27 protein-coding genes and 1 tRNA gene are annotated in these 24688 nt (G+C 65.6%); 14 read left to right on the top strand and 14 right to left on the bottom strand.

Annotated elements, in window-relative coordinates; translation table 11 throughout:
• Window positions 1-7 precede the first annotated feature (7 nt).
• A complete protein-coding gene (gene nth, locus C6A82_RS24450) occupies window positions 8-688 on the bottom strand; it encodes an endonuclease III (protein ID WP_199193649.1) in 681 nt (226 codons plus the stop codon).
• A 251-nt stretch (window positions 689-939) separates the two neighbouring features.
• Here nth and C6A82_RS24455 point away from each other — a divergent pair, with 251 nt between their 5' ends.
• On the top strand, window positions 940-1242 hold the full coding sequence (locus tag C6A82_RS24455) for a hypothetical protein (protein WP_105343133.1): 303 nt from the start codon (window positions 940-942) through the stop codon (window positions 1240-1242).
• Between the two features lie 98 nt (window positions 1243-1340).
• Window positions 1341-2015 (top strand): cAMP-activated global transcriptional regulator CRP, encoded by a 675-nt coding sequence (crp, locus tag C6A82_RS24460; protein WP_041312815.1) that lies wholly within the window; start codon window positions 1341-1343, stop codon window positions 2013-2015.
• A 48-nt stretch (window positions 2016-2063) separates the two neighbouring features.
• Here the strand turns inward: crp and C6A82_RS24465 are convergent, their stop codons facing one another.
• From C6A82_RS24465 to C6A82_RS24475, 3 genes are all read right to left on the bottom strand, one after another.
• Entirely contained in the window at window positions 2064-2816 is a 753-nt protein-coding gene (locus tag C6A82_RS24465) for an MBL fold metallo-hydrolase (protein ID WP_311101928.1), read from the bottom strand.
• Between the two features lie 79 nt (window positions 2817-2895).
• Complete coding sequence (locus C6A82_RS24470; protein WP_105341862.1) at window positions 2896-3351, bottom strand: RidA family protein; 456 nt, start codon at window positions 3349-3351, stop codon at window positions 2896-2898.
• On the bottom strand, window positions 3348-3509 hold the full coding sequence (locus C6A82_RS24475) for a DUF4177 domain-containing protein (RefSeq protein ID WP_014817956.1): 162 nt from the start codon (window positions 3507-3509) through the stop codon (window positions 3348-3350). The genes C6A82_RS24470 and C6A82_RS24475 overlap by 4 nt, the downstream gene beginning before the upstream one ends.
• A gap of 48 nt (window positions 3510-3557) precedes the next feature.
• On the opposite strand from C6A82_RS24475, the gene C6A82_RS24480 reads away from it, so the two are divergent.
• Window positions 3558-4577, top strand: a complete 1020-nt coding sequence (locus C6A82_RS24480; RefSeq protein WP_105341864.1) for an ArsA family ATPase — start codon at window positions 3558-3560, stop codon at window positions 4575-4577.
• Window positions 4574-5707, top strand: a complete 1134-nt coding sequence (locus C6A82_RS24485; RefSeq protein WP_105341865.1) for an ArsA family ATPase — start codon at window positions 4574-4576, stop codon at window positions 5705-5707. The genes C6A82_RS24480 and C6A82_RS24485 overlap by 4 nt, the downstream gene beginning before the upstream one ends.
• A 15-nt stretch (window positions 5708-5722) precedes the next feature.
• Here C6A82_RS24485 and C6A82_RS24490 read toward each other — a convergent pair whose 3' ends face one another.
• A complete protein-coding gene (locus C6A82_RS24490) occupies window positions 5723-6079 on the bottom strand; it encodes a WhiB family transcriptional regulator (protein ID WP_105341867.1) in 357 nt (118 codons plus the stop codon).
• Between the two features lie 291 nt (window positions 6080-6370).
• Here C6A82_RS24490 and ponA2 point away from each other — a divergent pair, with 291 nt between their 5' ends.
• The 4 genes from ponA2 (at window position 6371) to C6A82_RS24510 (ending at window position 11274) form a co-directional block, all read left to right on the top strand.
• On the top strand, window positions 6371-8818 hold the full coding sequence (gene ponA2, locus C6A82_RS24495) for a transglycosylase/D,D-transpeptidase PonA2 (protein WP_311101521.1): 2448 nt from the start codon (window positions 6371-6373) through the stop codon (window positions 8816-8818).
• Window positions 8819-8845: 27 nt separating this feature from the next.
• Entirely contained in the window at window positions 8846-9802 is a 957-nt protein-coding gene (locus C6A82_RS24500; protein ID WP_105345424.1) for a metallophosphoesterase, read from the top strand.
• A complete protein-coding gene (locus C6A82_RS24505; RefSeq protein ID WP_105345423.1) occupies window positions 9799-10905 on the top strand; it encodes a PLP-dependent cysteine synthase family protein in 1107 nt (368 codons plus the stop codon). Before C6A82_RS24500 ends, C6A82_RS24505 begins: the two co-directional genes overlap by 4 nt.
• A 295-nt stretch (window positions 10906-11200) precedes the next feature.
• Window positions 11201-11274: transfer RNA gene (locus C6A82_RS24510), tRNA-Pro, on the top strand.
• 257 nt (window positions 11275-11531) lie between these two features.
• On the opposite strand, the gene C6A82_RS24515 is transcribed toward C6A82_RS24510, so the two are convergent.
• Complete coding sequence (locus tag C6A82_RS24515) at window positions 11532-12812, bottom strand: serine/threonine-protein kinase (protein ID WP_105345430.1); 1281 nt, start codon at window positions 12810-12812, stop codon at window positions 11532-11534.
• Between the two features lie 1160 nt (window positions 12813-13972).
• A complete protein-coding gene (locus C6A82_RS24520) occupies window positions 13973-14854 on the bottom strand; it encodes a YncE family protein (RefSeq protein ID WP_233216933.1) in 882 nt (293 codons plus the stop codon).
• Window positions 14855-15132: 278 nt separating this feature from the next.
• Between C6A82_RS24520 and C6A82_RS24525 the strand changes: the two genes are divergently transcribed.
• The 3 genes from C6A82_RS24525 to C6A82_RS24535 all read left to right on the top strand — a co-directional run bounded on the left by C6A82_RS24525 (window position 15133) and on the right by C6A82_RS24535 (window position 17762).
• The gene (locus C6A82_RS24525; protein WP_105345428.1) at window positions 15133-15558 is read left to right on the top strand and encodes a metalloregulator ArsR/SmtB family transcription factor; all 426 of its coding nucleotides are present in this window, start codon (window positions 15133-15135) and stop codon (window positions 15556-15558) included.
• A gap of 116 nt (window positions 15559-15674) precedes the next feature.
• On the top strand, window positions 15675-16607 hold the full coding sequence (locus C6A82_RS24530; protein WP_199193782.1) for a cation diffusion facilitator family transporter: 933 nt from the start codon (window positions 15675-15677) through the stop codon (window positions 16605-16607).
• A 135-nt stretch (window positions 16608-16742) separates the two neighbouring features.
• On the top strand, window positions 16743-17762 hold the full coding sequence (locus C6A82_RS24535; protein WP_396836838.1) for an iron-containing redox enzyme family protein: 1020 nt from the start codon (window positions 16743-16745) through the stop codon (window positions 17760-17762).
• Here C6A82_RS24535 and C6A82_RS24540 read toward each other — a convergent pair.
• Together C6A82_RS24540 and C6A82_RS24545 are read right to left on the bottom strand one after the other, a co-directional pair.
• Window positions 17742-17963 (bottom strand): CDGSH iron-sulfur domain-containing protein, encoded by a 222-nt coding sequence (locus C6A82_RS24540; protein ID WP_105345420.1) that lies wholly within the window; start codon window positions 17961-17963, stop codon window positions 17742-17744. The genes C6A82_RS24535 and C6A82_RS24540 overlap by 21 nt on opposite strands.
• Window positions 17960-18652 carry a HemK2/MTQ2 family protein methyltransferase gene (locus tag C6A82_RS24545; RefSeq protein ID WP_105345419.1) on the bottom strand — a complete coding sequence of 231 codons (693 nt, stop codon included), beginning with the start codon at window positions 18650-18652 and terminating at the stop codon, window positions 17960-17962. Before C6A82_RS24545 ends, C6A82_RS24540 begins: the two co-directional genes overlap by 4 nt.
• A gap of 115 nt (window positions 18653-18767) precedes the next feature.
• On the opposite strand from C6A82_RS24545, the gene C6A82_RS24550 reads away from it, so the two are divergent.
• Window positions 18768-19418 (top strand): phosphodiesterase, encoded by a 651-nt coding sequence (locus C6A82_RS24550; RefSeq protein WP_105345418.1) that lies wholly within the window; start codon window positions 18768-18770, stop codon window positions 19416-19418.
• Between the two features lie 3 nt (window positions 19419-19421).
• On the opposite strand, the gene C6A82_RS24555 is transcribed toward C6A82_RS24550, so the two are convergent.
• Window positions 19422-19574 carry a hypothetical protein gene (locus C6A82_RS24555; protein WP_199193781.1) on the bottom strand — a complete coding sequence of 51 codons (153 nt, stop codon included), beginning with the start codon at window positions 19572-19574 and terminating at the stop codon, window positions 19422-19424.
• Between the two features lie 104 nt (window positions 19575-19678).
• Between C6A82_RS24555 and C6A82_RS24560 the strand changes: the two genes are divergently transcribed.
• Window positions 19679-20263 carry a hemerythrin domain-containing protein gene (locus tag C6A82_RS24560; protein WP_105345427.1) on the top strand — a complete coding sequence of 195 codons (585 nt, stop codon included), beginning with the start codon at window positions 19679-19681 and terminating at the stop codon, window positions 20261-20263.
• A gap of 53 nt (window positions 20264-20316) precedes the next feature.
• Here C6A82_RS24560 and C6A82_RS24565 read toward each other — a convergent pair whose 3' ends face one another.
• The 4 genes from C6A82_RS24565 to C6A82_RS24580 all read right to left on the bottom strand — a co-directional run bounded on the left by C6A82_RS24565 (window position 20317) and on the right by C6A82_RS24580 (window position 23464).
• Window positions 20317-21213: a manganese catalase family protein gene (locus C6A82_RS24565; protein WP_105345417.1), complete on the bottom strand. Its 897-nt coding sequence runs from the start codon at window positions 21211-21213 to the stop codon at window positions 20317-20319.
• Window positions 21214-21285: 72 nt separating this feature from the next.
• Window positions 21286-22269 carry an LLM class F420-dependent oxidoreductase gene (locus C6A82_RS24570; RefSeq protein ID WP_105345416.1) on the bottom strand — a complete coding sequence of 328 codons (984 nt, stop codon included), beginning with the start codon at window positions 22267-22269 and terminating at the stop codon, window positions 21286-21288.
• Window positions 22270-22305: 36 nt separating this feature from the next.
• A complete protein-coding gene (locus tag C6A82_RS24575) occupies window positions 22306-22770 on the bottom strand; it encodes a GatB/YqeY domain-containing protein (RefSeq protein WP_105345415.1) in 465 nt (154 codons plus the stop codon).
• A gap of 10 nt (window positions 22771-22780) precedes the next feature.
• Window positions 22781-23464 carry an SIMPL domain-containing protein gene (locus C6A82_RS24580; RefSeq protein WP_105345414.1) on the bottom strand — a complete coding sequence of 228 codons (684 nt, stop codon included), beginning with the start codon at window positions 23462-23464 and terminating at the stop codon, window positions 22781-22783.
• 65 nt (window positions 23465-23529) lie between these two features.
• On the opposite strand from C6A82_RS24580, the gene C6A82_RS24585 reads away from it, so the two are divergent.
• The gene (locus tag C6A82_RS24585) at window positions 23530-24687 is read left to right on the top strand and encodes a glycerophosphoryl diester phosphodiesterase membrane domain-containing protein (protein ID WP_105345413.1); all 1158 of its coding nucleotides are present in this window, start codon (window positions 23530-23532) and stop codon (window positions 24685-24687) included.
• The last annotated feature ends 1 nt before the right edge of the window (window position 24688 follow it).

Consider the following 24688-nt stretch of genomic DNA (forward strand, 5'->3'; position numbering starts at 1 on the left):
CGGTCGGCTACAGTCCGGCAAGCGCCAGCAGGTGTTCGGTCTCCGGGCCTTTGACCAGCGGCGCGGCGATGAGCGGATCGGTCGGTCCTGCCCCGAAGGACGGGCAGTCCTTGGCGAGCACGCAAACCCCGCAGGCCGGCTTACGGGCGTGGCACACCCGGCGGCCGTGGAAGATCACGCGGTGGCTGAGCAAGGTCCACTCCTTGCGCTCGATCAGCTCGCCGACCGCGTGCTCGACTTTGACCGGGTCTTCGAGATCGGTCCACCGCCAGCGCCGCACCAGCCTGCCGAAGTGGGTGTCGACGGTGATGCCCGGAATACCGAAGGCGTTGCCGAGGATCACGTTGGCGGTCTTACGACCGACGCCGGGCAGCGTGACGAGCTCGTCGAGAGTGGCGGGCACCTGGCCGTCGAAACGCTCGACGAGCTCCTGACCCAAGCGGATCAGCGAGCTGGCCTTGTTCCGGTAAAAGCCCGTCGGGCGGACCATTTCTTCGAGTTCGGTGCGATCTGCCTGTGCGTAGTCCTTGGCGGTGCGGTATTTCGCGAACAACGCGGGCGTGGTCAGGTTGACGCCCTTGTCGGTGCTTTGCGCCGACAGGATGGTGGCCACCGTGAGCTCCAGCGGATTGGTGAAGTCCAGTTCGCAGTACACGTGCGGAAACGCATGCGTCAGTTCGCGATTCATTCGCCGCGCACGTCGGACCAGGCCGATGTGGGTCTCCGAGTCCCACTTGCGCGCAGACGGCCGCCTCGGCGGCTTTGGCTGCGATTTTTTTCCGGTCGAAGGCTCACCAACAGTCACGGCTGCAAGCGTACTGAGACGGCCGACAATTGATACTGCGGACCGGTGACAATTCGTGATCCCGCCGAGACCTTCGCCGTGTTAACTACCTGCTTGTGTCGTGGTTGCTCGTGGTGTTCATCCCGGGGTTGCTGATGCTGGCCACCTTCGGGCTCCAGCGCCTCGAATCGGGCCTCGACAGCGAGACCTTCTCGGCCACCGACGTCGCCGAATTCCTGGAGCAGGCTCGGGCCGACGACGTCCGCACGCTAGTCCGGGAGGGTATGCCGGAAGCGCTGGACGGGATGCATCGCCGGTTACAGGAACGCGTTTACGAACTCGAGATCGCCAAGCTCTACATCGCCGACGACGAGTGGTCGAATTTGCCCACACCGCGCTATGCCGACAACGTCGCGAATACTGAATTTCAGCAGTCTCCGCATGCCAATCGTGTGTAGCGTGGCTACGCACGAAATGACCAGCCTCTAGACTGATCTCGAACGCGGTTAGAGGTCGGCGCGCCTGTCATATCACTCAACAGCTTAAGAGGGGCAACGTGGACGAGATCCTGGCAAGGGCCGGAATCTTCCAGGGAGTCGAGCCGAGCGCCGTTTCCGCGCTGACGAAGCAACTGCAGCCCGTCGACTTCCCGCGGGGGCACACCGTGTTCGCCGAGGGCGAGCCCGGCGACCGGCTGTTCATCATCATCTCGGGCAAGGTGAAGATCGGCCGCCGGTCTCCGGACGGACGCGAGAACCTGCTCACGATCATGGGGCCGTCGGACATGTTCGGCGAACTGTCGATCTTCGACCCGGGCCCGCGGACGTCGAGCGCCACCACGATCACCGAGGTGCGTGCGGTGTCGATGGACCGCGATGCTCTACGCGCCTGGATCGCCGATCGGCCCGAGATCGCCGAGCAATTGCTGCGCGTCCTGGCCCGCCGCCTGCGTCGCACCAACAACAACCTCGCTGATCTGATCTTCACCGACGTGCCGGGCCGGGTGGCCAAGCAGCTGCTGCAGCTGGCGCAGCGCTTCGGCACCCAGGAGGGTGGCGCGCTGCGAGTGACGCATGACCTCACCCAGGAGGAGATCGCCCAGTTGGTCGGTGCCTCCCGAGAGACGGTCAACAAGGCCCTCGCCGATTTCGCCCACCGCGGCTGGATTCGGCTGGAGGGCAAGAGCGTGCTGATTTCCGACAGCGAGCGGCTGGCCCGCCGCGCCCGTTAGCGATTTCGGCGCGGCTGGTCACGCTGAGCGTCGATTAGCGCGCCGAAATCACGAGGCGCGGAGGTAGTCGAGCTGGGCCTGCACGCTCCATTCCGCGTAATCCCATAGCTTTTCGTCGACGTCGGTGTAGACGTGCTCGACGACCTGACGTGCGGTGGCGTCGTCGCCGAGCGCCCGAAGCGCGCCGCGCACCTGCTCCAACCGTTCCTCGCGGTGCGCCAGGTACATGGCGGTGACGGCCTCGAGGTCGTCGAGATCAGGGCCGTGCCCCGGCAGCACAGCGCGGGGGCCGAGACCCTGCAACCGCTGCAGTGAGTCCAGATACTCGCCGAGAGCGCCGTCCTCGGAGTCGATCACCGTCGTGCCCTGACCGAGCACCGTGTCCGCTGTCAACACGGCGTCGTCGAGTACGAACGATAGGGAGTCGGCGGTATGCCCCGGCGTCGCCATCACCGTGATGCGCAGGCCCGCGGCGTCGATCACCTCGCCGTCGGTCAGCGGGCCGCCGAGACCGCGCAGGAAACCGCTGCCGACCGCGCGGACCACCGCCCCGGTGCGCTCGACGACCTTGTCAATGGCGCCGGTGTGGTCGTCGTGCTTGTGGCTGATCAGCACCAGCGGGATCTTGCCGAGTGCGGCGATGTTGCCGATGTGCTCGTCGTCGTCGGGTCCGGGATCGACGATCACCATCTCGTCGCTGTCCTTGCCGCGCAGCACCCATGTGTTGGTGCCGTCGAGTGTCAACAGTCCCGGGTTGTTGCAGAGCAGCACCAATGCCGTATCGGTCACCGGCCGCAACATCCCGTAGGCGGGATGCCGCACGTCGCTCACGCGACCTCTGCCTGATCGTCGCTCAGCGCGACCTCTGCCGGATCGTCGCTCACGCGACCTCGACGATCAGCTCCACCTCAACCGGCGCGTTCAGCGGCAGCTCGGACACCCCGACCGCGGACCGGGCATGCGCCCCGGCGTCGCCGAAGACCTCGCCGAGAAGGAGCGAAGCGCCGTTGATGACGCTCGGCTGACCGCCGAACCCCGGCGCGGAGGCGACGAAGCCGACCACCTTGACGATGCGGACGATGGAGTCGAGCCCGACGAGCGAATCCACGGCGGCCAGAGCGTTGAGCGCGCAGATCCGCGCCAGCTGCCTGCCCTGCTCCGGAGTGACCTCGCCGCCGACCTTGCCGGTTCGGGCCATCTCACCGGCCACCATCGGCAGCTGTCCTGCTGTGTAGACGAGGTTCCCGGTCTGGACCGCCGGCACGTAGGCGGCGACGGGTTTGACCACGGACGGCAGCTCGATGCCCAGCTCGGACAGCTTTGCCGACCAGCTCATTTCGGTCGCTTCAGATACGCGACGTGCTGCTCGCCGGTCGGTCCGGGCAGCACCGAGACCAGCTCCCAGCCGTCCTCGCCCCACTGATCGAGAATCTGCTTGGTGGCATGGGTCAGCAGCGGGACGGTGGCGTACTCCCAGCGGGTCGGTTCGCTCATGTGGCTGAGCTTATCGGGCGGTGCACGAGGCTTGGCTAGCATGCAGTGATGGCTACCGAAGCGAATGACCGCAGGGGGGTCGGCTGGCCTTCACGCCTGACGAAGGCACGGCTGCACTTCGTCACCGGCAAGGGCGGGACCGGCAAATCGACGATAGCGGCATCGCTGGCCTTGGCGCTGGCCGCGGGCGGCCGGAAGGTGCTCCTGGTCGAAGTCGAAGGGCGCCAAGGCATTGCGCAGCTCTTCGATGTTCCGCCGCTGCCTTACGAGGAGGTCAAGATCGCGACCGCCGACGGCGGCGGCACGGTCAACGCGCTGGCCATCGACATCGAGGCGGCGTTCCTCGAGTACCTGGAGATGTTTTACAACCTCGGGCTGGCAGGCCGCGCCATGCGCCGGATCGGCGCCGTCGAGTTCGCCACGACGATCGCACCCGGCCTGCGCGACGTGCTGCTCACGGGCAAGATCCGCGAGATCGTCACCCGGGCGGAGAAGGGTAAGCACCCCGTCTACGACGCCGTCGTGGTCGACTCGCCCCCGACCGGACGCATCGCCCGCTTCCTTGACGTGACCAAGGCGGTGTCGGATCTGGCCAAGGGCGGCCCGGTGCACTCTCAGGCCGAAAGCGTCGTCAAGGTGCTGCACTCCGACCTGACCGCCATCCATCTGGTCACGCTTCTGGAGGCGCTGCCGATGCAGGAGACGCTCGAAGCGATCGACGAGCTGCAGGCCCTCGAGCTGCCGATCGGCAGCGTGATCGTCAACCGGAACATCCCGGCCTACCTGTCGCCGGACGCTTTGGCCAAGGCGGCCGAGGGTGACGTCGACGCCGACACCGTGCGCGCCGATCTGACCAAGGCGGGAATCACGTTGTCCGACGATGATTTCGCCGGGCTGCTGACGGAAGCGATTCAGCACGCCACCCGCATCACCGCACGCGCTGAGAGCGCCGAGCAGCTCGAGGAGTTAGAGGTGCCGAGGCTCGAACTACCCGCGATACCCGACGGTGTCGACCTCGGCAGCCTCTATGAACTCGCCGAAGCGCTCAACCACCAGGGGGTCAGATGAGCACCACCACACCGCCCGCACTCGATCTGGCGTCGATCCTGCACGATACGTCCAACCGCGTCGTGGTCTGTTGCGGCGCAGGCGGTGTCGGCAAGACCACCACCGCCGCGGCGATGGCGTTACGGGCGGCGGAATACGGCCGCACTGTGGTCGTGCTGACCATCGACCCGGCCAAGCGGCTCGCCCAGGCGCTCGGCATTAAGGACCTCGGGAACACCCCGCAGCGGGTTCCGCTGGCCCCCGAGGTGTCCGGTGAACTGCACGCGATGATGCTCGACATGCGGCGGACGTTCGACGAAATGGTGATCCAGTATTCGGGACCCGAACGCGCACAAGGGATCTTGGACAACCAGTTCTATCAGACCGTGGCGACCTCCTTGGCGGGCACTCAGGAGTACATGGCGATGGAGAAGCTCGGTCAGCTGCTGGCCGAGGACCGGTGGGACCTGGTCGTCGTCGACACGCCGCCGTCGCGCAACGCCCTGGACTTCCTGGACGCACCGAAACGCCTTGGCGGCTTCATGGATAGCAGGCTGTGGAAGCTGCTGCTAGGCCCCGGCCGCGGCATCGGCAAGCTGGTGTCGGGAGCGATGGGGCTGGCCATGCGGGCTTTGTCCACCGTGCTCGGCTCCCAAATGTTGTCCGACGCGGCCGCTTTCGTTCAGTCGTTGGACGCCACCTTCGGCGGTTTCCGCGAAAAGGCCGACCGCACGTACGAGCTGTTGAAGCGGCGCGGCACTCAGTTCGTGGTGGTTTCCGCGGCCGAACCGGACGCGCTGCGCGAAGCCTCGTTCTTCGTCGACCGGCTGTCCGAGGAACACATGCCGCTGGCGGGCCTGATCCTCAACCGGACTCATCCGACATTGACGTCTCTGCATGCCGAGAAGGCCGCTGACGCGGCGGACGTGCTGGCGGCCGAGGATCCCGAGTCATTGACCGCCGCGGTGCTGCGGATTCACGCTGACCGGGCCGGGACGGCCAAGCGGGAGGTCCGGCTGCTGTCGCGGTTCACGGGCGCCAACCCGCACGTGTCGATAGTGGGCGTGCCGTCGCTGCCGTTCGACGTGTCGGATCTCGAGGCGCTGCGCGTGATCGCCGATCAGATCACCGGCGAAGTGGAAGCCGCGTAGGGCGGCTCAGGAAACTTAGACGGCGCTGCGATGTTTGCGTTGGGCGGCGAAGAAGTCAGCCCAGGAAACGACTTCGGGGTGCTGCTTGAGCAGTGCGCGACGCTGACGCTCGGTCATCCCGCCCCAGACGCCGAACTCCACCCGGTTGTCGAGGGCATCGGCGCCGCACTCGAGGATCACCGGGCAGTGCCTGCAGATGACGGCGGCTTTGCGCTGCGCCGCACCGCGGACGAACAATTCGTCGGGGTCGGCCTGCCGGCAACGAGCTTGGGAAACCCACGCGATACGGGCCTCGGCCTCGGCGCCCTGGACCGAACTGGTGGGAAGAGAGGTAGTAGTTGTCCTGCGCGCAACTGGCCTTGTGCTCGACACCAGCGTTTCCCCTTAAGTCCAGCCGCCGTTACTTGACGGCTCAGTCCCTCGGTGTAGAACGCTGATGCGATCTACGCCACATTGCGCAGGTCTTTGTTACCTGAATCGCACTGTAGGTACAAGCTAGGTGGTCACACGCTATTTACGCAACAGTTTGTTTGCCCCTTTTTTGGGACAACCGTCCAGACTCGCCGACGGGGAGCTTCGCAATCTGGACCGTGATCCCGTTTATGCTGGGAATCTTAGGTGCGCGGAGCGAGACCGGGCGCCTATCTGGCTACTCTGTAGGGCATGCCGGAGCGCCCGACGAATCGACCGCCGGCCACGGTCACGGTAATCAAGCTGGCGTGGTGTTGCCTGCTGGCCAGCGTCGTCGCCGCCGGAATGATGTTTCCGGTCGTCGGCGGGTTCGGCCTGATGTCGAACCGGGCCTCGGATGTGGTTGCTAACGGTTCGGCCCAGCTCGTCGAGGGCGAGGTGCCCGGGGTGTCGACGATGGTGGACGCCAAGGGCAACGTCATCGCGTGGCTGTATTCGCAGCGCCGGTTCGAGGTACCGGGTGACCAGATTGCGAACACCATGAAGCTGGCCATTGTCTCGATCGAGGACAAACGGTTTGCCGAGCACAACGGTGTGGATTGGCAGGGCACCCTGACGGGCCTTTCGGGCTACATGTCGGGCAATCTGGACACCCGCGGCGGCTCCACCATCGAGCAGCAGTACGTCAAGAACTACCAACTGTTGGTGATCGCGCAGACCGACGCCGAGAAGCGCGCCGCCGTCGAGACCACCCCGGCCCGCAAACTCCGCGAGATCCGCATGGCGCTGACGCTGGACAAGACCTTCACCAAGCCGGACATCCTGACCCGTTATCTGAACCTGGTCTCTTTCGGCAATAACGCCTTCGGCGTTCAGGATGCCGCACAGACCTACTTCGGTATCGACGCCTCGGCGTTGAACTGGCAGCAGTCCGCGCTGCTGGCGGGGATGGTGCAGTCGACCAGCACACTGAACCCCTACACGAATCCCGACGGCGCGCTGGAACGGCGCAACGTCGTTCTCGACACCATGATCGAGAACATGCCGCAGGAGGCCGACGCGCTGCGCGCGGCCAAGCAGGAGCCGCTCGGCATCCTGCCGCAACCGCAGGAGCTACCGCGCGGCTGCATCGCGGCCGGCGACCGCGCGTTCTTCTGCGACTACGTGCTGGACTATCTCGCGCGCGCAGGGATCAGCAAGGAGCAGGTGGCCCGAGGCGGCTACCTGATCAAGACGACGCTCGACCCTGATGTGCAGGCGCCGGTGAAGGGCGCGATCGACGGCATCGCGGCCCCGGACATCTCGGGTATAGCAAGCGTGATGAGCGTGATCAGGCCGGGCAAGGACAACCACGCTGTGCTGGCAATGGCCAGCAACCGGACATACGGCCTGAACCTCGATGCGGGCGAAACCATGCAGCCGCAACCGTTTTCACTCGTCGGCGATGGTGCCGGCTCGGTCTTCAAGGTGTTCACCGTGGCCGCGGCGATGGACATGGGCCTTGGCATCAATGCGCAGCTCGACGTGCCTGGTCAGTTCAACGCCAAGGGACTTGGCAGCAGTGAAACGCCAGGCTGTCCGGCCGCGACCTGGTGCGTCAAGAACGCAGGGGGCTATCGCGGCGCGATGAACGTGACCGATGCGCTGGCCACCTCGCCTAACACAGCGTTCGCCAAGCTCATCTCTCAGATCGGGGTGCAGCGCACGGTGGATATGGCGGTCAAGCTCGGTCTGCGCTCCTACGCACTGCCCGGAACCGCCCGCGACTACGACCCGGAGAGCAACGAAAGCCTCGCCGACTTCGTCAAACGACAGAACCTCGGCTCGTTCACACTCGGCCCGATCGAGGTCAACGCCCTCGAGCTGTCCAACGTCGCAGCGACCCTGGCGTCCGGCGGCGTGTGGTGCCCGCCCGACCCGATCGACCAGGTCTTCGACCGGTCCGGCACCGAGGTGTCGGTGACAACCGAAACCTGTGAGCAGGTGGTTCCCGAAGGGCTGGCCAACACGCTGTCCAACGCGCTGAGCAAAGACGACAAGGGCGCAGGAACGGCTGCTGGTTCAGCCGGATCTGTCGGCTGGGATCTGCCGATGTCCGGCAAGACGGGCACCAGCGAAGCGCACCGCTCCTCGAGCTTCCTCGGCTTCACCAACACCCTGGCGGCCGCCAACTACATCTACGACGACTCCACCGAACCGGGTGAGCTGTGCTCGTTCCCGCTGCGCCAGTGCGGCTCGGGAAACCTGTTCGGCGGCAACGAACCCGCTCGCACGTGGTTCACCGCGATGAAGCCGATCGCCAACAACTTCGGTCCGGTCTCGCTGCCCCCGACGGATCCGCGGTTCGTGGACGGGGCAGCTGGATCGCGGGTGCCGAGTGTCGCAGGCATGAACCAGGACCTGGCGCGGACGCGGCTGAGAGAGGCCGGCTTCCAGGTCGCCGATCAGACCAGCTCAGTCAACAGCGCCTCGTCGGCAGGCGCGGTTGTCGGTACCTCCCCTTCGGGGGCGACAGTGCCGGGCTCGATCATCACCCTCCAGGTCAGCAACGGCATTCCGCCTGCGCCGCCGCCCCCGCCGGCGGGCATTCCGGGTCTGCCGCCGGTCGCGGGCTCGACGGTCGTCGAGATACCGGGCCTGCCGCCGATCACGGTTCCGGTGCTCGGGCCGCCGCCCCCGGCGCCGCCGCCACCTCCCTAGACGGCGCTTGGCAGTAGGCTGCCAAGCATGCCCGCCGCTTCCACCCTGAAGAAATCCGCTGCAGTGGCCGCAGGCACACTCGCGGCCGGTATCGGCTACGCGTCGATCATCGAGCGCAATGCGTTCGTGACGCGCGAGATCACCATGCCGGTGCTGACCCCGGGCTCCACGCCGCTGCGGGTGCTGCACATCAGCGACATTCACATGCGGCCGAACCAGCGGCGAAAGCAGGCGTGGCTGCGCGAGCTGGCGGGGCTGCAGCCCGATCTGGTGGTCAACACCGGTGACAACCTGGCCCACCCGAAGGCGGTGCCCGCCGTCGTGCAGACGCTGGGTGACCTGCTCTCGGTGCCGGGCATTTTCGTGTTCGGCAGCAATGACTACTTCGCACCTCGGCTGAAGAACCCGGCCAACTACCTGACCAAGCCGTCGCATCGGGCGCACGGGGAACCGCTGCCGTGGCAGGACCTGCGGGCCGCGTTCACCGAGCGCGGCTGGCTCGACATGACCCACACGCGCCGCGACGTCGAGGTGGCCGGGCTGCGGATCGCCGCCGCGGGCGTCGACGACCCGCACCTCAAGCGCGACCGCTACGAGACCATCGCGGGGCCCGCCGATCCGACCGCCAACCTTCGGCTCGGCATCACTCATTCGCCCGAACCACGGGTGCTCGACCGCTTCGCCTCCGACGGCTACCAGCTGGTGATGGCGGGTCACACCCACGGCGGCCAGCTCTGCCTGCCGTTCTACGGCGCCGTCGTCACCAACTGCGATCTCGACCGGTCGCGCGCCAAGGGCGCCTCGCGCTGGGGCGCCAACACGGCGTTGCACGTCTCGGCGGGCATCGGCACATCGCCCTTCGCTCCGCTGCGGTTCTGTTGCAGGCCGGAGGCGACGCTGCTGACCCTCGTGGCGGCCCCGACCGGGGGGCGTGACGCCGGGACTCGGGTGGGGCAGTCCCATCCGACCGCTTCGGTGCGGTGACTGACGCGCCGACGAGCGCGACTCGTAGCCGGCCACGCGAGTGGGCGGACAACGCCGTCCGGCTGATCGAGGCTGACGCCAGGCGCAGCGCCGACACGCATTTGCTTCGCTATCCTCTCCCGTCCGCCTGGTGCGACGGCATCGACATCGAGCTGTACCTGAAGGACGAATCCACCCACATCACCGGCAGCCTCAAACACCGGCTCGCGCGGTCACTGTTCCTCTACGCGCTGTGCAACGGATGGATCGGCGAGACCACCACCGTGATCGAGGCGTCGTCGGGTTCCACAGCGGTGTCCGAGGCGTACTTCGCTGCACTGCTCGGTCTGCCGTTCATCGCGGTGATGCCAGCGTCGACGAGCGCATCGAAGATCAAGCTGATCGAATCGCAAGGTGGCCGTTGCCATTTCGTCGCAGAGTCCTCACAGGTGTACGCCGAGGCAGAGCGGTTGGCCGAGGAGACCGGCGGGCACTACCTCGACCAGTTCACCAACGCCGAGCGGGCCACCGACTGGCGCGGCAACAACAACATCGCCGAATCGATCTATGTGCAAATGGGCCACGAGGCCCATCCGATCCCGGAGTGGATCGTCGTCGGTGCCGGCACCGGCGGAACCAGTGCGACCATCGGCCGCTTCATTCGGTACCGCCGCTTCGCCACCCGGCTGTGCGTCGTCGACCCGGAAAATTCGGCGTTCTTCCCCGCATACGCCCAGGGCCGCGGCGACGTCGTCACCGGTATGTCGTCGCGGATCGAGGGGATCGGGAGGCCACGTGTCGAGCCGTCGTTTCTGCCCGATGTGGTCGATCGAATGCTGACCGTGCCCGACGCCGCATCGATCGCGGCGTCACGCCACGTCAGCCTGGTATTGGGGCGTCGCGTCGGGCCGTCGACGGGCACCAACCTCTGGGGCGCGTTTCGCCTGCTCGCCGAGATGGTCGCCGAGGGGCGCAGCGGTTCTGTCGTCACGCTGATCGCCGACAGCGGTGACCGCTATACCGACACCTACTTCAGCGACCAGTGGCTGGACAGCGCCGGGCTTGACACGTCAGCGGCGGCCGAGGTGCTCGTGGAATTCGAGCGATCCGGCTGCTGGCCGTGAGCATCGTCGTCCCGAATGAGGGGGCCGTCGGAGGTGAGGAAGAGCCACAGCGCGGCCAAGACGAAGAAACCAATGTAGATGGACGCTCCCAACCCGGTCATCTCGCGCCTCGCCTCATCCGATCTGCCGATAAGCGGCTCACTGCCGTCATTGTGCATAACAACACCGACAGTTCAGATCCATCCCTCGGCGTGGCGTGACCTGCATCGCTGAATCGTGACGCGGCGCCCGCCCCGGGGTCGTTATCGATTTGGCGGCGAACCTGGCGGGTGCGATACGCTGTCGTGGCTTCACGCGGGGTGTGGCGCAGCTTGGTAGCGCGCTTCGTTCGGGACGAAGAGGTCGTGGGTTCGAATCCCGCCACCCCGACTCGCGTAAGGTCTGGCAGTGGCCCTGATTCGGATAGTCCCGGTCGGGTCCGCTTGCGTACCGGGTACGTTTTTGTTGCTGGTCGATCGATGTGACTGACTGCGGTCTAACTCGCGGTGATCAGCGACGGCACTTCGAGAGCGGTTGCACGAGCGTGGTCGAGTACGTCGGCGAGGGCGTGTTTCGCGGGATGTCGTCACCGAGCGAGTCGCGAGCGGGATTGAATACGCGTCGGGTCATCGTTGCGGCAAGACTTCTTACTCGCGCTTCTTGTCCCCGCCGCCTTGGTTGCCCTCGTTTCCGTTACCGCCGCCTTCGTTTCCGTTACCGCCCCCCTCTTCTTTCTTCTTTTCTTCTTTCTTCTCTTCGTCTTTCTTCTCGTCCTTCGGCGCTTCGGGTTGCTCGAGCACCGGAGCAACCGACGGCGGCGGAGGCGGAGGTGGGGGCGTGCTAACCGGTGTGCTTGCGCTGACCGGTTCGGTGACGCGAGACGACGATGACGGGTCGGTCGCGAGGGCAAGGCCGCTCACAAGCAAGGCGAACAGCGCGCCTGCCGCTGCGAGCAATTTCTGGTTGCGGCTGAGCGAGCGCCTTCGGCGGGGAGGCACATAGAAGTCTGCGTACGGCGATACGAACGTGCCTGGTCCACCGATGGGCACTGGCTGTTCGAGGATTTTGGTCGCTGGGCGCGGCGCTGCTGCCGGAGCGGCACCGGCGAAGAGCGCGCTACGGTCGCCTGCCAGCGCAGCTCGCATCTGCTCGGCGCTGAGGAACCGTTGCTGCTTGTCGGGCGTCATCGCCCGGTCAATCACCCCAGCCAGCAGCGGGTCGATGTCAGGGCGGGCTGCGGCCACACTGGGCGGCGGAGCATTCATGACAGCATGGGCGAGGCTCGCTGGGTTGTCTTGCGGGAACGCTCGAAGCCCGGTCAGCGCCTCGTAACCCACGACGCCGACGGCGTAAAGGTCGTCAGCGACGGACGCCGGTGCCCCGGCGATGCGCTCAGGGCTCATGTAGGCCATCGTCCCGATGATCTGTCCGGTCATCGTCTGCGCTGCGCCGGCGGTCTTCGCGATACCGAAGTCGGCGACCTTCATGGTGGTGCCGTCCGATGACACCAAGACGTTGGCCGGTTTGATGTCGCGATGCAGTACCCCAGCGGAGTGGGCCACGGTAAGCGCGGCGAGCATATCGTCGAGGACCCGCTGCACGCGCTGTGGCGGAAGCGGCCCTTGCGCGATGTGGTCGTGCAGGGTATCTCCGGGGAGGCGTTCCATGATGATGAACGGCTTGCCGTCGTCGTCTCCGCAGTCGTACACGCTGACGATGTTGGGATGGCTCAGCGCGGCTGCGGAACGCGCCTCGTCCTCGAAACGCCGACGTATGTCGGGCTGAACGTTGAGTGCGGGATGCAGCAGCTTTATCGCGACAGGCCGGTTGAGCCGGGTGTCCCAGCCGTCGCGGACTTCCGCCATGCCGCCACACCCGAGGACCCCTCGGAGCTCGTAGCGGGCCGCGAGCATTTCTTGCCCGGACATTGCCATAACGTAGCCTGCATCACTTCGGCGTAAACCCAGCGACTCTGGTAAGTCACCGGAACCGGAGCGTGCTAGTGCCAGCCCTCAGGCAAATGACCCCAGGGCACAGCGTTTTGCCAATTGGGTACATTGCCCCAGCCGGGGAGCTCTCCCCATCCCGGGCCGGGGGTACCAGGATTCCAGAAGCAGTTATTGCCAGACTCGCATTTCCACGGATCCGCCGCTGCCGCCCCTGCAGCAGCCGTAGCGCCAACGAACAATGCGCTGAGAGTGACCGCGCCAGCGGCCAAAGCTGCTGTCATTCGGTTCATGCCTTGATTATCGCCCCTACCCCGCCGAAGCGTTATCGGTCCGCTCCCATTCGGCGCTAACTGCACGTCACGCCGTTTCAGTGTCCACCCATTCGCCTCTGTTGCGCCATGACGTCTCCACTAGCTGAGGTTGCCACCCTGAACCCATAGGCGAAATGCGGGGTCCGCTGCCCACACTGAGGCGGCCCACCTCAATCTTGCGCCCAAACGGTCCTCGCTCAAGCATGTACCGGTCATAACATCGCCAACACTCGAAGTTCGTATCCTCATTCAAGACGTGCTGTCGCGCATCACAACGCGGGCATACGACCGTGATCCGCCCATGCGGTGCACGACGCTCGCGCGGGCGACCTGCCGCCGCCGCGAATCCGACTCCGAGCGGCCCGAGGAATAGCAGCGTCACAACCGCAAATTGCACTGAGCGCCCCTTTGGGGCACAGATAGCCGCACCGATTGCGCAACTCCACCAAATCACGACGACCGCAGCCGCGACAGGGAGGAACTCCGGCACAACAACTTCGAATCGCTCGTTCACGGCATTCCTTTAACCGCCGAGCTAGGGCGACAGGTCGTCCCAGCCATGTACTCGCGACCCCCGGCAGTGCTCTACCCTTTTGGGTCCAGCCGAAACGCTGGGTTAGCGCAGACCCCTATCCGACCATCTCGAAACTCGAGATTTGAGGGTGTCCATCCAGAGTGGTTGAACGGTCGCCCCAAGGCGCTAGACGGATCGAAGCCGCGCTCGCACAGCGGATGCACGCTACCGGTAGTCGGCCACAACAATCGCCGCCACCCTTGGCGTAAGCCGTGCAACGATCAATCGCATTCTCGCAGAAGCGGATATGCCGATTAGCCAATCGGGGAGCGAAGCGGGCACCTCAGGTGGGTTCGTACTCCCGCAGGACGGGTGAGCCGTTGCGGTCCTTGGGGATCGGAATGAAGGCGTGGTGCGTCGTGGGGTCGAGAGCCAGTGAGTGCGCCCCGTCCGCGAGGAAAGCAGAGCCACGAGCCGTAAGGTGGCCGTGGTCCTGATCGAAGATGCTGACCCAACCGCTTTCCGCAGCGACGTAGACCCGGTTGGCGCCGGAATCGAAACGCCAGCACGTCGGGCGTTTCGCCTACTCCGTGATGATCAACGACATTTCGGTTGGCCAGGTCAACTGTGACCATGGTGGCGTTGGCTTCACATCCGACAAACATCACCTGGCCGGTGACATCGAGAGCCTGCCCGTGCGGGTGCTCGCAGCCTGGTGTGGGAATGCGTTCCGTCACAGCGAAACTGACGGGATCGATGACGGCCAACTCGTTGCGGCCTTGCACTGCGACCACCATCCGGTCGGTATACGGGTCGTAGACGACGTTTCCCACCTCACCGCCCAGTGGAACGGTGGCGCGTACTGCGCCGCTTTCGGCGTCGATCACCGTTTCGGTGCCCGCACTCTCGTTAGTCGTCCATACCGCGCGCCTGACCGGGTCGTAGGCCAGTCCGTCTGCATAGGTGTCTGTGGGGGCGCGGAACACGACTTGACCGGAGTCTTCATCGATAGCGACCAACTGGTTGTCTCCGGTCGCGGTCGCATAGACCCGATGCTTGTCCGGAACCACGATCACGCCATGGACGTCAGGCAGATTCGGCACCGTCCGTCCGCACCACAGCGTGCGCCCGCACATCAACGTCGATAAGTTCACCGGCACCCATATGCGCGATGAATAGCCGACCCCGCTCGTCATCCAGTGCGGTGTAGTCGAACCGAATGGGACCACCACTGAGTGCCATCTCTGATACCTGTCGCAGCGGTAACTCAGCCGACTGCTGCGGCGACGTGCTGCACCCCACGACGGTGGTGGTCAACGCCGCCCCAGCCAGCAGCCGTTTCGACCATCGCACCGCCGTCACCCTTCGCTGACACATGCGCACGCTTCGAAACTGCGCTGGTGCCGACGCTACGCGCGAGCACGCATCAGCCGGCGTGTTGCCCTCACATGTCAAGGTCACCTATTATCTGCGTATGAATGCAGATAGGGGAACTTGGAATCGACGGCTCTCCGACGACCAGGTCGACCTGGTCGTCGAAGTATTTCGGATGCTGGCCGATGCCACGCGTGTCCAGGTGCTGTGGGCACTTGTGAGCCGAGAGATGTCGGTGAATGACTTGGCGACCCATATCGGGAAGCCCGCCCCCTCGGTTTCTCAGCACCTGGCGAAGCTGAGGATGGCGCGGCTTGTGCGCACCCGCCGCGACGGCACCACCATCTTCTACAGCCTCGACAACGACCACATCGGGCAACTGGTCACCGACGCGGTCTTCAACGCGGAGCACGCGGGACCGGGTGTGCCCGGCCATCATCGCGACACCGCCGAACTCGCGACCCTGCACCCCGACACCATCGACGCCAAGCCAACCGCGGCCCGACCGAAGGGCCGCGGAGCGTGACCCACGAGGCGCACCCCGACACCCCAGCAGACGGACACCACCGCGCCGCGGGCCACAGTCACGACCACGGTCACGGACACAGCCACGGCGGGCGCGCCGGCAAGGTCGGTGCCGCGCTGCGGGAGGTGTTCGCCCCGCATAGCCATGACGCCTCCGACAGCATCGACGGCGCACTGGAGTCCAGTGCGGCTGGTATCCGGGCGGTGAAGATCAGTCTGCTCGCCCTCGGTGTCACCTCGATTGCTCAGTTGGTGATCGTGCTCATCTCAGGATCGGTGGCGCTACTGGCAGACACCATCCACAACTTCTCCGACGCCTTGACCGCCATCCCGTTGTGGGTTGCCTTCGCGCTCGGCACCAAGGCCGCCACCCGGCGCTACACCTACGGCTTCGGTCGTGCCGAAGACATCGCGGGACTGTTCGTGATCGCGATGATCACCCTGTCGGCCATCATTGCCGGCATCGAATCAATCCGCCGTCTCATCAATCCGGTCCCCATCGAGCATGTCGGCTGGGTAGCCGCAGCCGGACTGGTCGGTTTCATCGGCAACGAACTCGTCGCCATCTACCGCATCCGCGTCGGGCGTCGCATCGGCTCAGCCGCCCTCGTCGCCGACGGATTACACGCTCGCACCGACGGATTCACATCGCTGGCCGTCCTGTTCGGAGCCGCTGGCGCCGCCTTGGGCATCCCCCTGGCCGACCCACTCATCGGACTGCTCATCACTGTGGCCATCCTCGCCGTCCTGCGCACTGCAGTTCGCGACATCTTCCGTCGCCTCATGGACGGCGTTGACCCCGCCCTCGTCGACACCGCCGAAGCTGCACTGGCCGCCGAACCCGGCGTCACCGATGTCCGCAGCGTGAAGATGCGCTGGATCGGCCACCGCCTACACGCCGACGCCGAGCTCGACATCGACCCGGCCACGAGCCTCACCGACGCGCACCGCATCGCCCACGAAGCCGAGCACACCCTGACGCACGCTGTCCCGAAGCTGTCGTCTGCACTCGTACACGCCTACCCAGCGACAATCCCGGACCATTGTTGACCGCGCCGATAGCGTCGCCCTCGCACGGCTCACAAGTCGCCGACGGATTGTGGGCAGCGCACGTCCGCGTCATCAAGCCGAGAGGCGCCTCATTCTGATTGTTTGATGCGCTACGAATCGGGAATCATCAACAGCGTGACGTTGGCATCACCCAGACTCGAACCTGCCCTGCCGTGGGCCGCAGGGCCGCTGTCGTCGACCGTCCTCGGTCTGCTGGCCTGCCGCCCGCCGCAGCGCTCGTTCACCCCTGTCGCGGTGCCGATCAGCGAGGCGGATCCCTACGGACTCGACCTGCATCTGGCGCTCTACGTCTGCTACGAGCTGCACTACCGCGGGTTCGCCGGGGTTGATCCGCGCTGGGAGTGGAATCCGGTCCTTCTCGCGGTCCGCGGCCAGCTCGAGGATGTGTTCCTCGATGCGGTGCGGCGCGACGTCGGCGACATCGACACCGCTGAGCGCGCCTCGGCGGAGATGGACGCGCTGTGCGTCGAGCCAGCCGACGGCACGGGCCCGTCGTATTTCCTGCGCGACAACGGCACATGGGACCAGATGCGGGAGTACTTCGTGCACCGCTCGCTGTATCACCTCAAAGAGGGAGATCCCCACGCGTTCGCGATCCCGCGGTTGACGGGCCAGGCCAAGGCCTCGTTTGTCGCGATCGAGTTCGACGAGTTCGGTGGCGGCCACGGCAGCCGGGTGCATCAGCAGCTGTTCGCCGACCTGATGGATGCCGCCGATCTGGACTCTTCGTACCTGGCGTACCTCGACGCCGTTCCCGCCGAGTCGCTTGCCGTGGTGAACCTGATGTCGATGTTCGGCTTGCACCGCGACCTACGGGGCGCCGCGATCGGCGACTTCGCTTCGACCGAGATCACCTCGTCGCCGGGTTCCCGCCGGATCGTCGACGCGCTGCGCCGGATGGGTGCGCCCGAGCCATGTGTGCGCTTCTACGCCGAACACATCGAGGCCGACGCCGTGCACGAGCAGATCGTCCGTACCGACGTCGTCGGCGACATGGTCACCAACGAGCCCCACCTCGACAGCGATGTCGTGTTCGGGATCAGGGCGAAGGATCTGGTGGAGGAACGTCTGGCCGCTCACATGTTGGGGTGCTGGGCGGAGGGACGGTCGTCGCTACGCAGGCCGCTGAGCTGACGGAGGCGCGCTGCGCTGACGCTTGCGGTGGCTCGTGTCGCACAGTGGGTAGTTCTTCGAGCGCTTGCACGCGCAGATCGCCACCATGAAACGATCCGATTCGACGACGCTGCCGTCGGGCATCTCGATGCGTACCGGGCCCTGCACCATGACGGGGCCGGACGGAACAACCCGCACGGTGCGAACATCGGGATCGCTCATGCTTTGTCCGCTCTGATGACGACCAGCTCCTCCTCGCGGCGACCCGCCTCGAGCCGTCCCGTGTCTTCCAGCCACTGCGCGCGTGCTGATAACACCGGCCCGAACGGAATCCACTCCCAGGCAAGGATTTCGGCGTCCAGTCCGCAACTTGCGAGTGCAGCCAACGTCTTGCGGGGCTCGGCGAACTCGGATTGCACCAACAGCATCGTGCCCCCGTCGGCGAGCAGGCTCCGCATGGACGCGCACAGCGGGTCGAGCACCATTCGTCCGTCGTACCCGGCGTCCCAGGCTTGTGCCGGTCCGACGTGCGACGGCACATCGGGTTCGTCGATGTTCGGGTCGTGCGGGACGTAGGGCGGATTGCAGACAACGAGGTCGTACGGACCGAACTCTGCCGCGCGCGCCCATGAGCCGAGATGCACATTTACATCGACGCCCGCTGCCAGCACCTGCTGGCGCGCGAAACGCACTGCGCGTGGGCTGATGTCGAACGCCGCCACCTGCGCCGCACCCTGCTCGGCTGCCGCGACGGCGACGACTCCGCTGCCCGTGCACAGATCCGCGACGCGGCGCCCGCATGCCAGCCCCGTCTTGTCCATGACTTCGATGAGCAGCTGAGAGTCTTCCTGAGGCGGGTAGACACCGTCGGCGACGACTGCTTCGTCCCAGTCGTTGTAAGCAGTGGTCAACTTCGGCCTTTCGAACGTGATCGATAGTGGTCAGGCCTTGAATTAATGCCCGATATCGACTTTGTTAAACCAGGGCTACGGGTTTGCTCAGGCGACGGCGGGGCAAACAGGAACCGTGCAGATTTCCGATATCGCCGCGCTGCCGGTGCGCCTGGGCTCCGCTGTTCGCAACCGTCGGCTGTTTCATCCCGTCGGCGTGCTCGCCGAAGGCACCCTCGAACGGCTCGCCCCGCCCGGCGAGGGTCTGCCGATGACGTCCGGCGACGTGATCGGTCGGGTGTCGAAGGCGATCGGCCTACCGGGAGCGGTCCCCGACATCGCGGGCCTGGCGTGGCGGATGCAGCCCGACGGGTCGACTCCCTGGGACGTGCTGCTGGCATCGACCGTGCGGGGGCGTCTGCTGCTGGCACCGGCAGTCACATGGACGGGCACAGTGTTCTCCAGCCTGATGCCGTTCGGCCACGAGGGCGGCGTGTGGTGGATCCGTGCCCGCCTCACGACGGCAATCGAGGTGCCCGGACTTCCGCTCGATGCCATTCGGAGTCATCTTCGTTCGACTGGCGTCGAATTCGTGATCGAGCAGGCGGCCGGCACCGGAGAATTCCTGCCGCTGGCACGCCTGGCCCTCCACCGCCCGCACATGCAGGACATCGCGTTCGATCCGGTTATCAACACCGACCCGGCCGTACACCCTCTGCCGCAGTGGCTGACCGACTTCCGCCGCGCCGCCTACCGACGCAGCCGCCAAGGCCGCGACGCCGAGTAGGCGTCACGCTGTCGGTTCTTCGCCGCCCTCTGCGACGTCAGGCGCGTTCTCCCGAGTAGCCATACCGCCGTCGTCACCCTGGTCGGTCGGACCGGGCCTGCCGCCCTTCTTGTCGTCGCCCTTCTCGTCATCGTAGATTCCGCTTCCGCGAGTCATGACACCCTCCTTCGTCCCTTCCGGAGCTACCCGGGACGGTGTCGTTTCAACCGCATCGCCGGGGGTATGTGCTGCGCACCCTCAATCCAGCGGAAGGCAACGACATGGACGCTTTGACGTTCTTGCGAGAGGACCACAAGAGCGTGCTCGGCATGCTTGAAGTGCTCGACGGCGCACCGTCTGGCTCCGGCGCCCAGGAGAGCGGCTTGGAGACCATGGTGACCAATCTGATCATCGCCGAGTCCCAGCATGAGGCCATCGAAGAGCAGTTCTTCTGGCCGGCAGTACGCAAGGCGCTGGAAAACGGTGACGCGCTTGCCGACGAAGCGATCGCTCAGGAGCAAGCTGGGAAGAAACTGCTGCAGCGACTCGAGGACGGCAAGCCAGGCGACGCCGACTACCACGACGCTCTTCAGGAATTCGTCAAGCTCGGCCGCGAACACATCCTCTATGAGCAGGAGGTGGTTTGGCCGGTGTTCGAAGCCGCGGTCGAGCAAGCGGAACGAGAGAAGATCGGCGAGAAGCTCGAAGTGGCAAAGAAGGTCGCGCCCACCCGGCCGCATCCGGACACCCCGCCCAATGCAACGGTGCAGAAGACGATGGGCACTGGCGCTGCGATGCTAGATCACGCCCGTGACATCGTCAGTGGTCGGGAATCGGACAATCCCCCGGACCCGCAAGTGAAGTGATGACATGAAGAAGGCCGGCGCCTGTTACGGCGCCGGCCTTCTATCACGCACGATTACGTTGTCGGCGTGTGCTGTTCGTGGGTAAATGGCTTCCCGCCCTTTACGGACGGCTCGCCGGCTGGGTTCTGCTTGGCACCCTTGTTCTCTCGGAGCTTGGTGCCAAGCCACTCTTCCTCAGGCTTGTTCACGTACTTCCATTTCATGCCCTCCGGCCACGGGCCCTGCCCCTGGTTCCACGGCCCACGCACCGACCGGCCGCCGCCATTGGACATGTTGAATGCGACGTTCTGGAACCGGTCGTCACCAGGAAGCTGGCCGGGCGGGAAGTTCACCGGCAACTCGTTGAGTGCGGCGGTGAACTGCTGATAGTGAGCTATTTCCCTGGTCATCAAAAAGGTCAACGTGTCTTGGACGCCAGGATCATCAGTGAACTGCTTGAGGTACTCGTACACAACCTTGGCACGCGACTCCGCCGCAAGATTGTTTCGCAGATCGACTGTCGGGTCTCCGTTCGCGTCGATGAAGGCACCTGTCCAGTTGTTACCGGCCGAATCCTTGGCATCCGGCCCCCCGCCGCTCAGCACGAAGAACAGAGGGTTCACCGCGACCTGGTGGATGGCTTGCTCACGGTCGTCTGCGTTCGCCACGGCCGGCATCCAGTCGCACCGCTCGTTGGCCATCTTCAAGTCGTCATTCAATCCGTCGAGCAGCATGGTGATGGTGGCACCCACCATTTCGAGGTGACTGAGTTCCTCCGTCGCGATATCCATGAACAGGTCATACATCTTGGGATTCTTCTGGCGAAGTACGAATGCTTGAATGAAGTACTGCAGCGCCGCCGTCAGTTCGCCATTGGCACCACCGAATTGCTCCATCAGCAAGGAGGCGAACCGCGGATCCGGCTTCTCCACGCGTACTTCGAATTGAAGGTCTTTGTTGTGGACGAACATATGCGCCTCCGGGCTGTCGATGTTGAGCAGATCGCCGCGAGTACCCGCGTTTGGCGGCGCCAAACAAGTCGGCTATGCAGCCCTGCGCAGCTTCTCGAGCAGCGGCTCGGCCGCCTCCTTAAAGAAGAGCTCCTGCGCGCCGCCGCCAACCTGAACCAGCGCGATATCGGTGAAGCCGGCTTCCCAGTACTTGCTGACGGCCTCGACGATCGCGTCCAGATCCGGTCCGCACGGAATGGACTGCGCCACATCGTCGGGCTTGACGAACTGCGTCGCTCCGTCGAACCCGGCCGTCGTCGGCAGATCGGAGTTCACCGCCCAGCCGCCTGCGAACCACCGGAATTGTTCATGGGCGCGCGCGACTGCGGCGTCGCGATCGGGATCCCAGCAGATCGGTATCTGGCCGATCACACGGACGCCGCCCGGCAGGCCGGTTGCCCGGCGCGCGTCGTGCCAGGAATCGACCAGGTCCTTGTTCGGCTCGACGGCGATCAGGTGATCGGCCAACGGTGCAAAGGTCTCGACCGACCGATCTCCGGAGACCGCCGCCGCGATCGGGACAGGGATCTCCGGCACGTCCCATATCCTGGCGGAGTCGACCTCGAAGTGCTCGCCTTTCCAGTCCACGAGTTCACCCGTCCACAGTTCGCGGATGATCTGAATCGCTTCCCTGAGCATCTCGTGCCTGCGCGCGACCGTCGGCCACCGCTGTCCCACGACGTGCTCGTTGAGGTTCTCGCCGCTGCCGACACCGAGGGTGAACCGGCCGTCGGCCAGAATCTGCAGAGTGGCGGCCTTCTGCGCTACGACGGCGGGGTGGTAGCGAAAAGTCGGACAGGTGACGTACGTCATCAGCTCCACGCGTTCGGTGGCGTGCGCTACCGCGCCGAGCACCGTCCACGCGTACGGCGCGTGGCCCTGTGCTGCCAGCCACGGGAAATAATGGTCGCTGGACACTTCGAAGTCGAATCCGGCGCGCTCCGCCGAAACGGCATAGCGGACAAGGTCTTTCGGGCCGCTCTGCTCGGTCATCAGGGTGTAACCAAAACGCGTCATGACACCGGGTTACCCGGGTGGTCGACGCCGAAACGGCTACAGCCGGGCTTTGACCACCGCCGAAAGTCGCGCTCCGTCGGCCTTGCCGCCCGCGATCGCGGTCGCGGCCTTCATCACCTGGCCCATCTGCCTCATGCCGGGTGCTTCACCGTTCTTCTCGGCGACCTCGGCGATAGCTGTGTCGACCACGTCGGCCAGTTCCGCCTCGGTCAGCGGCGTCGGCAGATACTCGTCGATGATGCGGGCTTCGGCGTGCTCGTTGGCCGCGAGCTCACCGCGGCCGTTCTGCGTGTAGATCTCCGCCGATTCGCCGCGCTTCTTGGCTTCCCTCGCCAGTACTTTCAGCACATCGGCGTCGGACAGTTCGCGCGACTCCTTGCCCGAGACCTCCTCAGCCTGAATGGCAGACAGCAGCATCCGCAGCGTTGCGGTGCGCAGTTTGTCCTGCGACTTCATGGATGCCGTCAGATCTGTACGCAGCCGGTCCTTGAGTTCCGCCATGTGTGCAAACCTACGCCGTCTGCCGATCGTCCTCGCCGACGAACCGCGCGTCGACAGCGGCCGACACCTCGATGTCCTCGGGTATCAGCTCGATGTCGGACTCGCCGCCCGATGCGGCTGCCACCCGCATGAAGGCCGGACCTCCGCCGCTCTCGGGATGAAATGCGCCCAACATGCCGGCATCGGCGATGGCGAGTGGGCGGATCGTGCCGAGACCGAGCGCCTCGGCGTACTCGCGCGCCTTGGCGACCGCGTGCTCGACGGCCCTGATGCGGGCCTGGCGCTGCAATTCCTTGCGTCGTTTCGACGTCAGTGCCCACTCGATGTGGGATATCCGGAACCCCTGCGTGTTCGCGACGTGACTGCCGACCCATCGCGACAGCGACGCGAAGTCGCGAAATTTCACCTCGACCCCGACGCTCGCATGATGAACCAGCGGAAGTTGGATCCCGTCCTTGTTCCACGGCCGGTTCGACCACGTCCGCAGTTGTTCGGCCGACCACCACGTCACCGGGCCGTGGTCACCGGTCTTCAACGGGGTGACGGTCGCCTTCACCGACTCCAGGTCGCGCGCCACGCGGTCGTAGACGGGTTCCATAGCCGGCCCCGCGAAGGCGATGGTCGCGTGCACGGTTGCGCGTTCGGGCGCCTGGAATGTACTGAACGTCCCTCGCACGGTGATTTCGGTGGCCATTCGGTCACCGTAGCGCCGGCCGTGCGCCGCCGGTCACATTGTCAATCTTCCCGGTGATCGACAGGATGGTGGCCATGAGCAACCCCGGATACCCGCCGCCCGGGTATCAGGGCTACCCGCCGCCCGGGTATCAGGCGTACCCGCCGCCCGGGTATCAGGGCTACCCGCCGCCCGGGTATCAGGCGTACCCACCCCCCGGCTATCCCGGCTATCCGCCGCCTGCCTACGGCGCCCTCCCGCCGGTGCCGCACGCAATCAACCCCGGCGTCATCCCGCTGCGGCCGTTGGCTTTGACCGACATCCTCAACGGAGCGTTCTCCTATATCCGGACCAACCCGAAGGCGACGCTCGGGCTGACGACCGTCGTCGTGGTGATCGCTCAACTCATCGGTTTGGTTCTGCAAATCGGGCCGTTGGCCGCGATGGGAGAGCTCGGTGCGTTGCGCGGTGAGGACGCCTCCACCGCCGCGGAACTCGGTTCATCAGCGTCGGGGCTCGCCAGCGCGATCACCACGCTGCTGTCCGGCATCGTGCTCAGCGGCATGCTGACGGTCATCATCGGCCGGGCGGTGTTCGGTGCGAGCATCACAATCGGGGAAGCATGGCAGCGGGTACGCGGACGATTCCTGCCCCTCATCGGCTACACCCTGTTGTGGCTTCTCGCCGTGGCCGTTCCCGTGTTCGTCGTCGTCTTCGTCATCGCAGTCCTGGCTTCGGTCAGCGGCGTAGCCGCGTTCATCGTGGCATTTCCGCTGGTAATCGGCTTGATTGCGCTGCTGATCTACCTCTGGACGGTGCTGAGTTTCGCCGCCCCGCTGATCGTGCTGGAGCGCCTCGGCGTCTTCCCGGCAATCAAACGGTCGATCAGGCTGGTGAAGGGTGACTTCTGGCGCGTGCTCGGGATCCGGCTGCTGGCCACGCTCGTTGCGGGCGTCGTGGCGGTCGCGGTGTCGATACCCTTCAGCTTGGGCGGCCAACTCCTGCTGCTCGGTGGGGAGTCCACTACGACGACCCTGATCGCACTGGTGCTCGTGGCCATCGGTGGAGCTGTCGGGCAGATCATCACGGCGCCGTTCAGCGCGGGCGCGGTGGTGCTGCTCTACACCGACCGGCGGATGCGGGCCGAGGCGTTCGACCTGGTACTCCAGACGGGCGCGGCGTACGCCGCGCCGGGGGCGCCGCCCGACTCCACCGACCACTTGTGGCTCACCCGGCAGTATTGAC

It is taken from the genome of Mycobacterium sp. ITM-2016-00318 (assembly GCF_002968285.2).
Taxonomy (GTDB): domain Bacteria; phylum Actinomycetota; class Actinomycetes; order Mycobacteriales; family Mycobacteriaceae; genus Mycobacterium.

What these genes read in the sequence shown, in the direction of transcription:
- C6A82_RS24520 (WP_233216933.1), bottom strand. Translation starts at nt 14,854, where the DNA reads ATGACGAGCGGGGTCGGCTATTCATCGCGCATATGGGTGCCGGTGAAC.
- C6A82_RS24455 (WP_105343133.1), top strand. Translation starts at nt 940, where the DNA reads ATGCTGGCCACCTTCGGGCTCCAGCGCCTCGAATCGGGCCTCGACAGC.
- C6A82_RS24560 (WP_105345427.1), top strand. Translation starts at nt 19,679, where the DNA reads ATGGACGCTTTGACGTTCTTGCGAGAGGACCACAAGAGCGTGCTCGGC.
- nth (WP_199193649.1), bottom strand. Translation starts at nt 688, where the DNA reads ATGAATCGCGAACTGACGCATGCGTTTCCGCACGTGTACTGCGAACTG.
- C6A82_RS24475 (WP_014817956.1), bottom strand. Translation starts at nt 3,509, where the DNA reads ATGAGCGAACCGACCCGCTGGGAGTACGCCACCGTCCCGCTGCTGACC.
- C6A82_RS24480 (WP_105341864.1), top strand. Translation starts at nt 3,558, where the DNA reads ATGGCTACCGAAGCGAATGACCGCAGGGGGGTCGGCTGGCCTTCACGC.
- C6A82_RS24540 (WP_105345420.1), bottom strand. Translation starts at nt 17,963, where the DNA reads ATGAGCGATCCCGATGTTCGCACCGTGCGGGTTGTTCCGTCCGGCCCC.
- C6A82_RS24500 (WP_105345424.1), top strand. Translation starts at nt 8,846, where the DNA reads ATGCCCGCCGCTTCCACCCTGAAGAAATCCGCTGCAGTGGCCGCAGGC.
- C6A82_RS24570 (WP_105345416.1), bottom strand. Translation starts at nt 22,269, where the DNA reads ATGACGCGTTTTGGTTACACCCTGATGACCGAGCAGAGCGGCCCGAAA.
- C6A82_RS24575 (WP_105345415.1), bottom strand. Translation starts at nt 22,770, where the DNA reads ATGGCGGAACTCAAGGACCGGCTGCGTACAGATCTGACGGCATCCATG.
- C6A82_RS24470 (WP_105341862.1), bottom strand. Translation starts at nt 3,351, where the DNA reads ATGAGCTGGTCGGCAAAGCTGTCCGAGCTGGGCATCGAGCTGCCGTCC.
- C6A82_RS24515 (WP_105345430.1), bottom strand. Translation starts at nt 12,812, where the DNA reads ATGTCCGGGCAAGAAATGCTCGCGGCCCGCTACGAGCTCCGAGGGGTC.
- C6A82_RS24585 (WP_105345413.1), top strand. Translation starts at nt 23,530, where the DNA reads ATGGTGGCCATGAGCAACCCCGGATACCCGCCGCCCGGGTATCAGGGC.
- C6A82_RS24525 (WP_105345428.1), top strand. Translation starts at nt 15,133, where the DNA reads ATGAATGCAGATAGGGGAACTTGGAATCGACGGCTCTCCGACGACCAG.
- C6A82_RS24555 (WP_199193781.1), bottom strand. Translation starts at nt 19,574, where the DNA reads ATGACTCGCGGAAGCGGAATCTACGATGACGAGAAGGGCGACGACAAG.
- C6A82_RS24565 (WP_105345417.1), bottom strand. Translation starts at nt 21,213, where the DNA reads ATGTTCGTCCACAACAAAGACCTTCAATTCGAAGTACGCGTGGAGAAG.
- ponA2 (WP_311101521.1), top strand. Translation starts at nt 6,371, where the DNA reads ATGCCGGAGCGCCCGACGAATCGACCGCCGGCCACGGTCACGGTAATC.
- C6A82_RS24485 (WP_105341865.1), top strand. Translation starts at nt 4,574, where the DNA reads ATGAGCACCACCACACCGCCCGCACTCGATCTGGCGTCGATCCTGCAC.
- C6A82_RS24465 (WP_311101928.1), bottom strand. Translation starts at nt 2,816, where the DNA reads ATGTTGCGGCCGGTGACCGATACGGCATTGGTGCTGCTCTGCAACAAC.
- C6A82_RS24580 (WP_105345414.1), bottom strand. Translation starts at nt 23,464, where the DNA reads ATGGCCACCGAAATCACCGTGCGAGGGACGTTCAGTACATTCCAGGCG.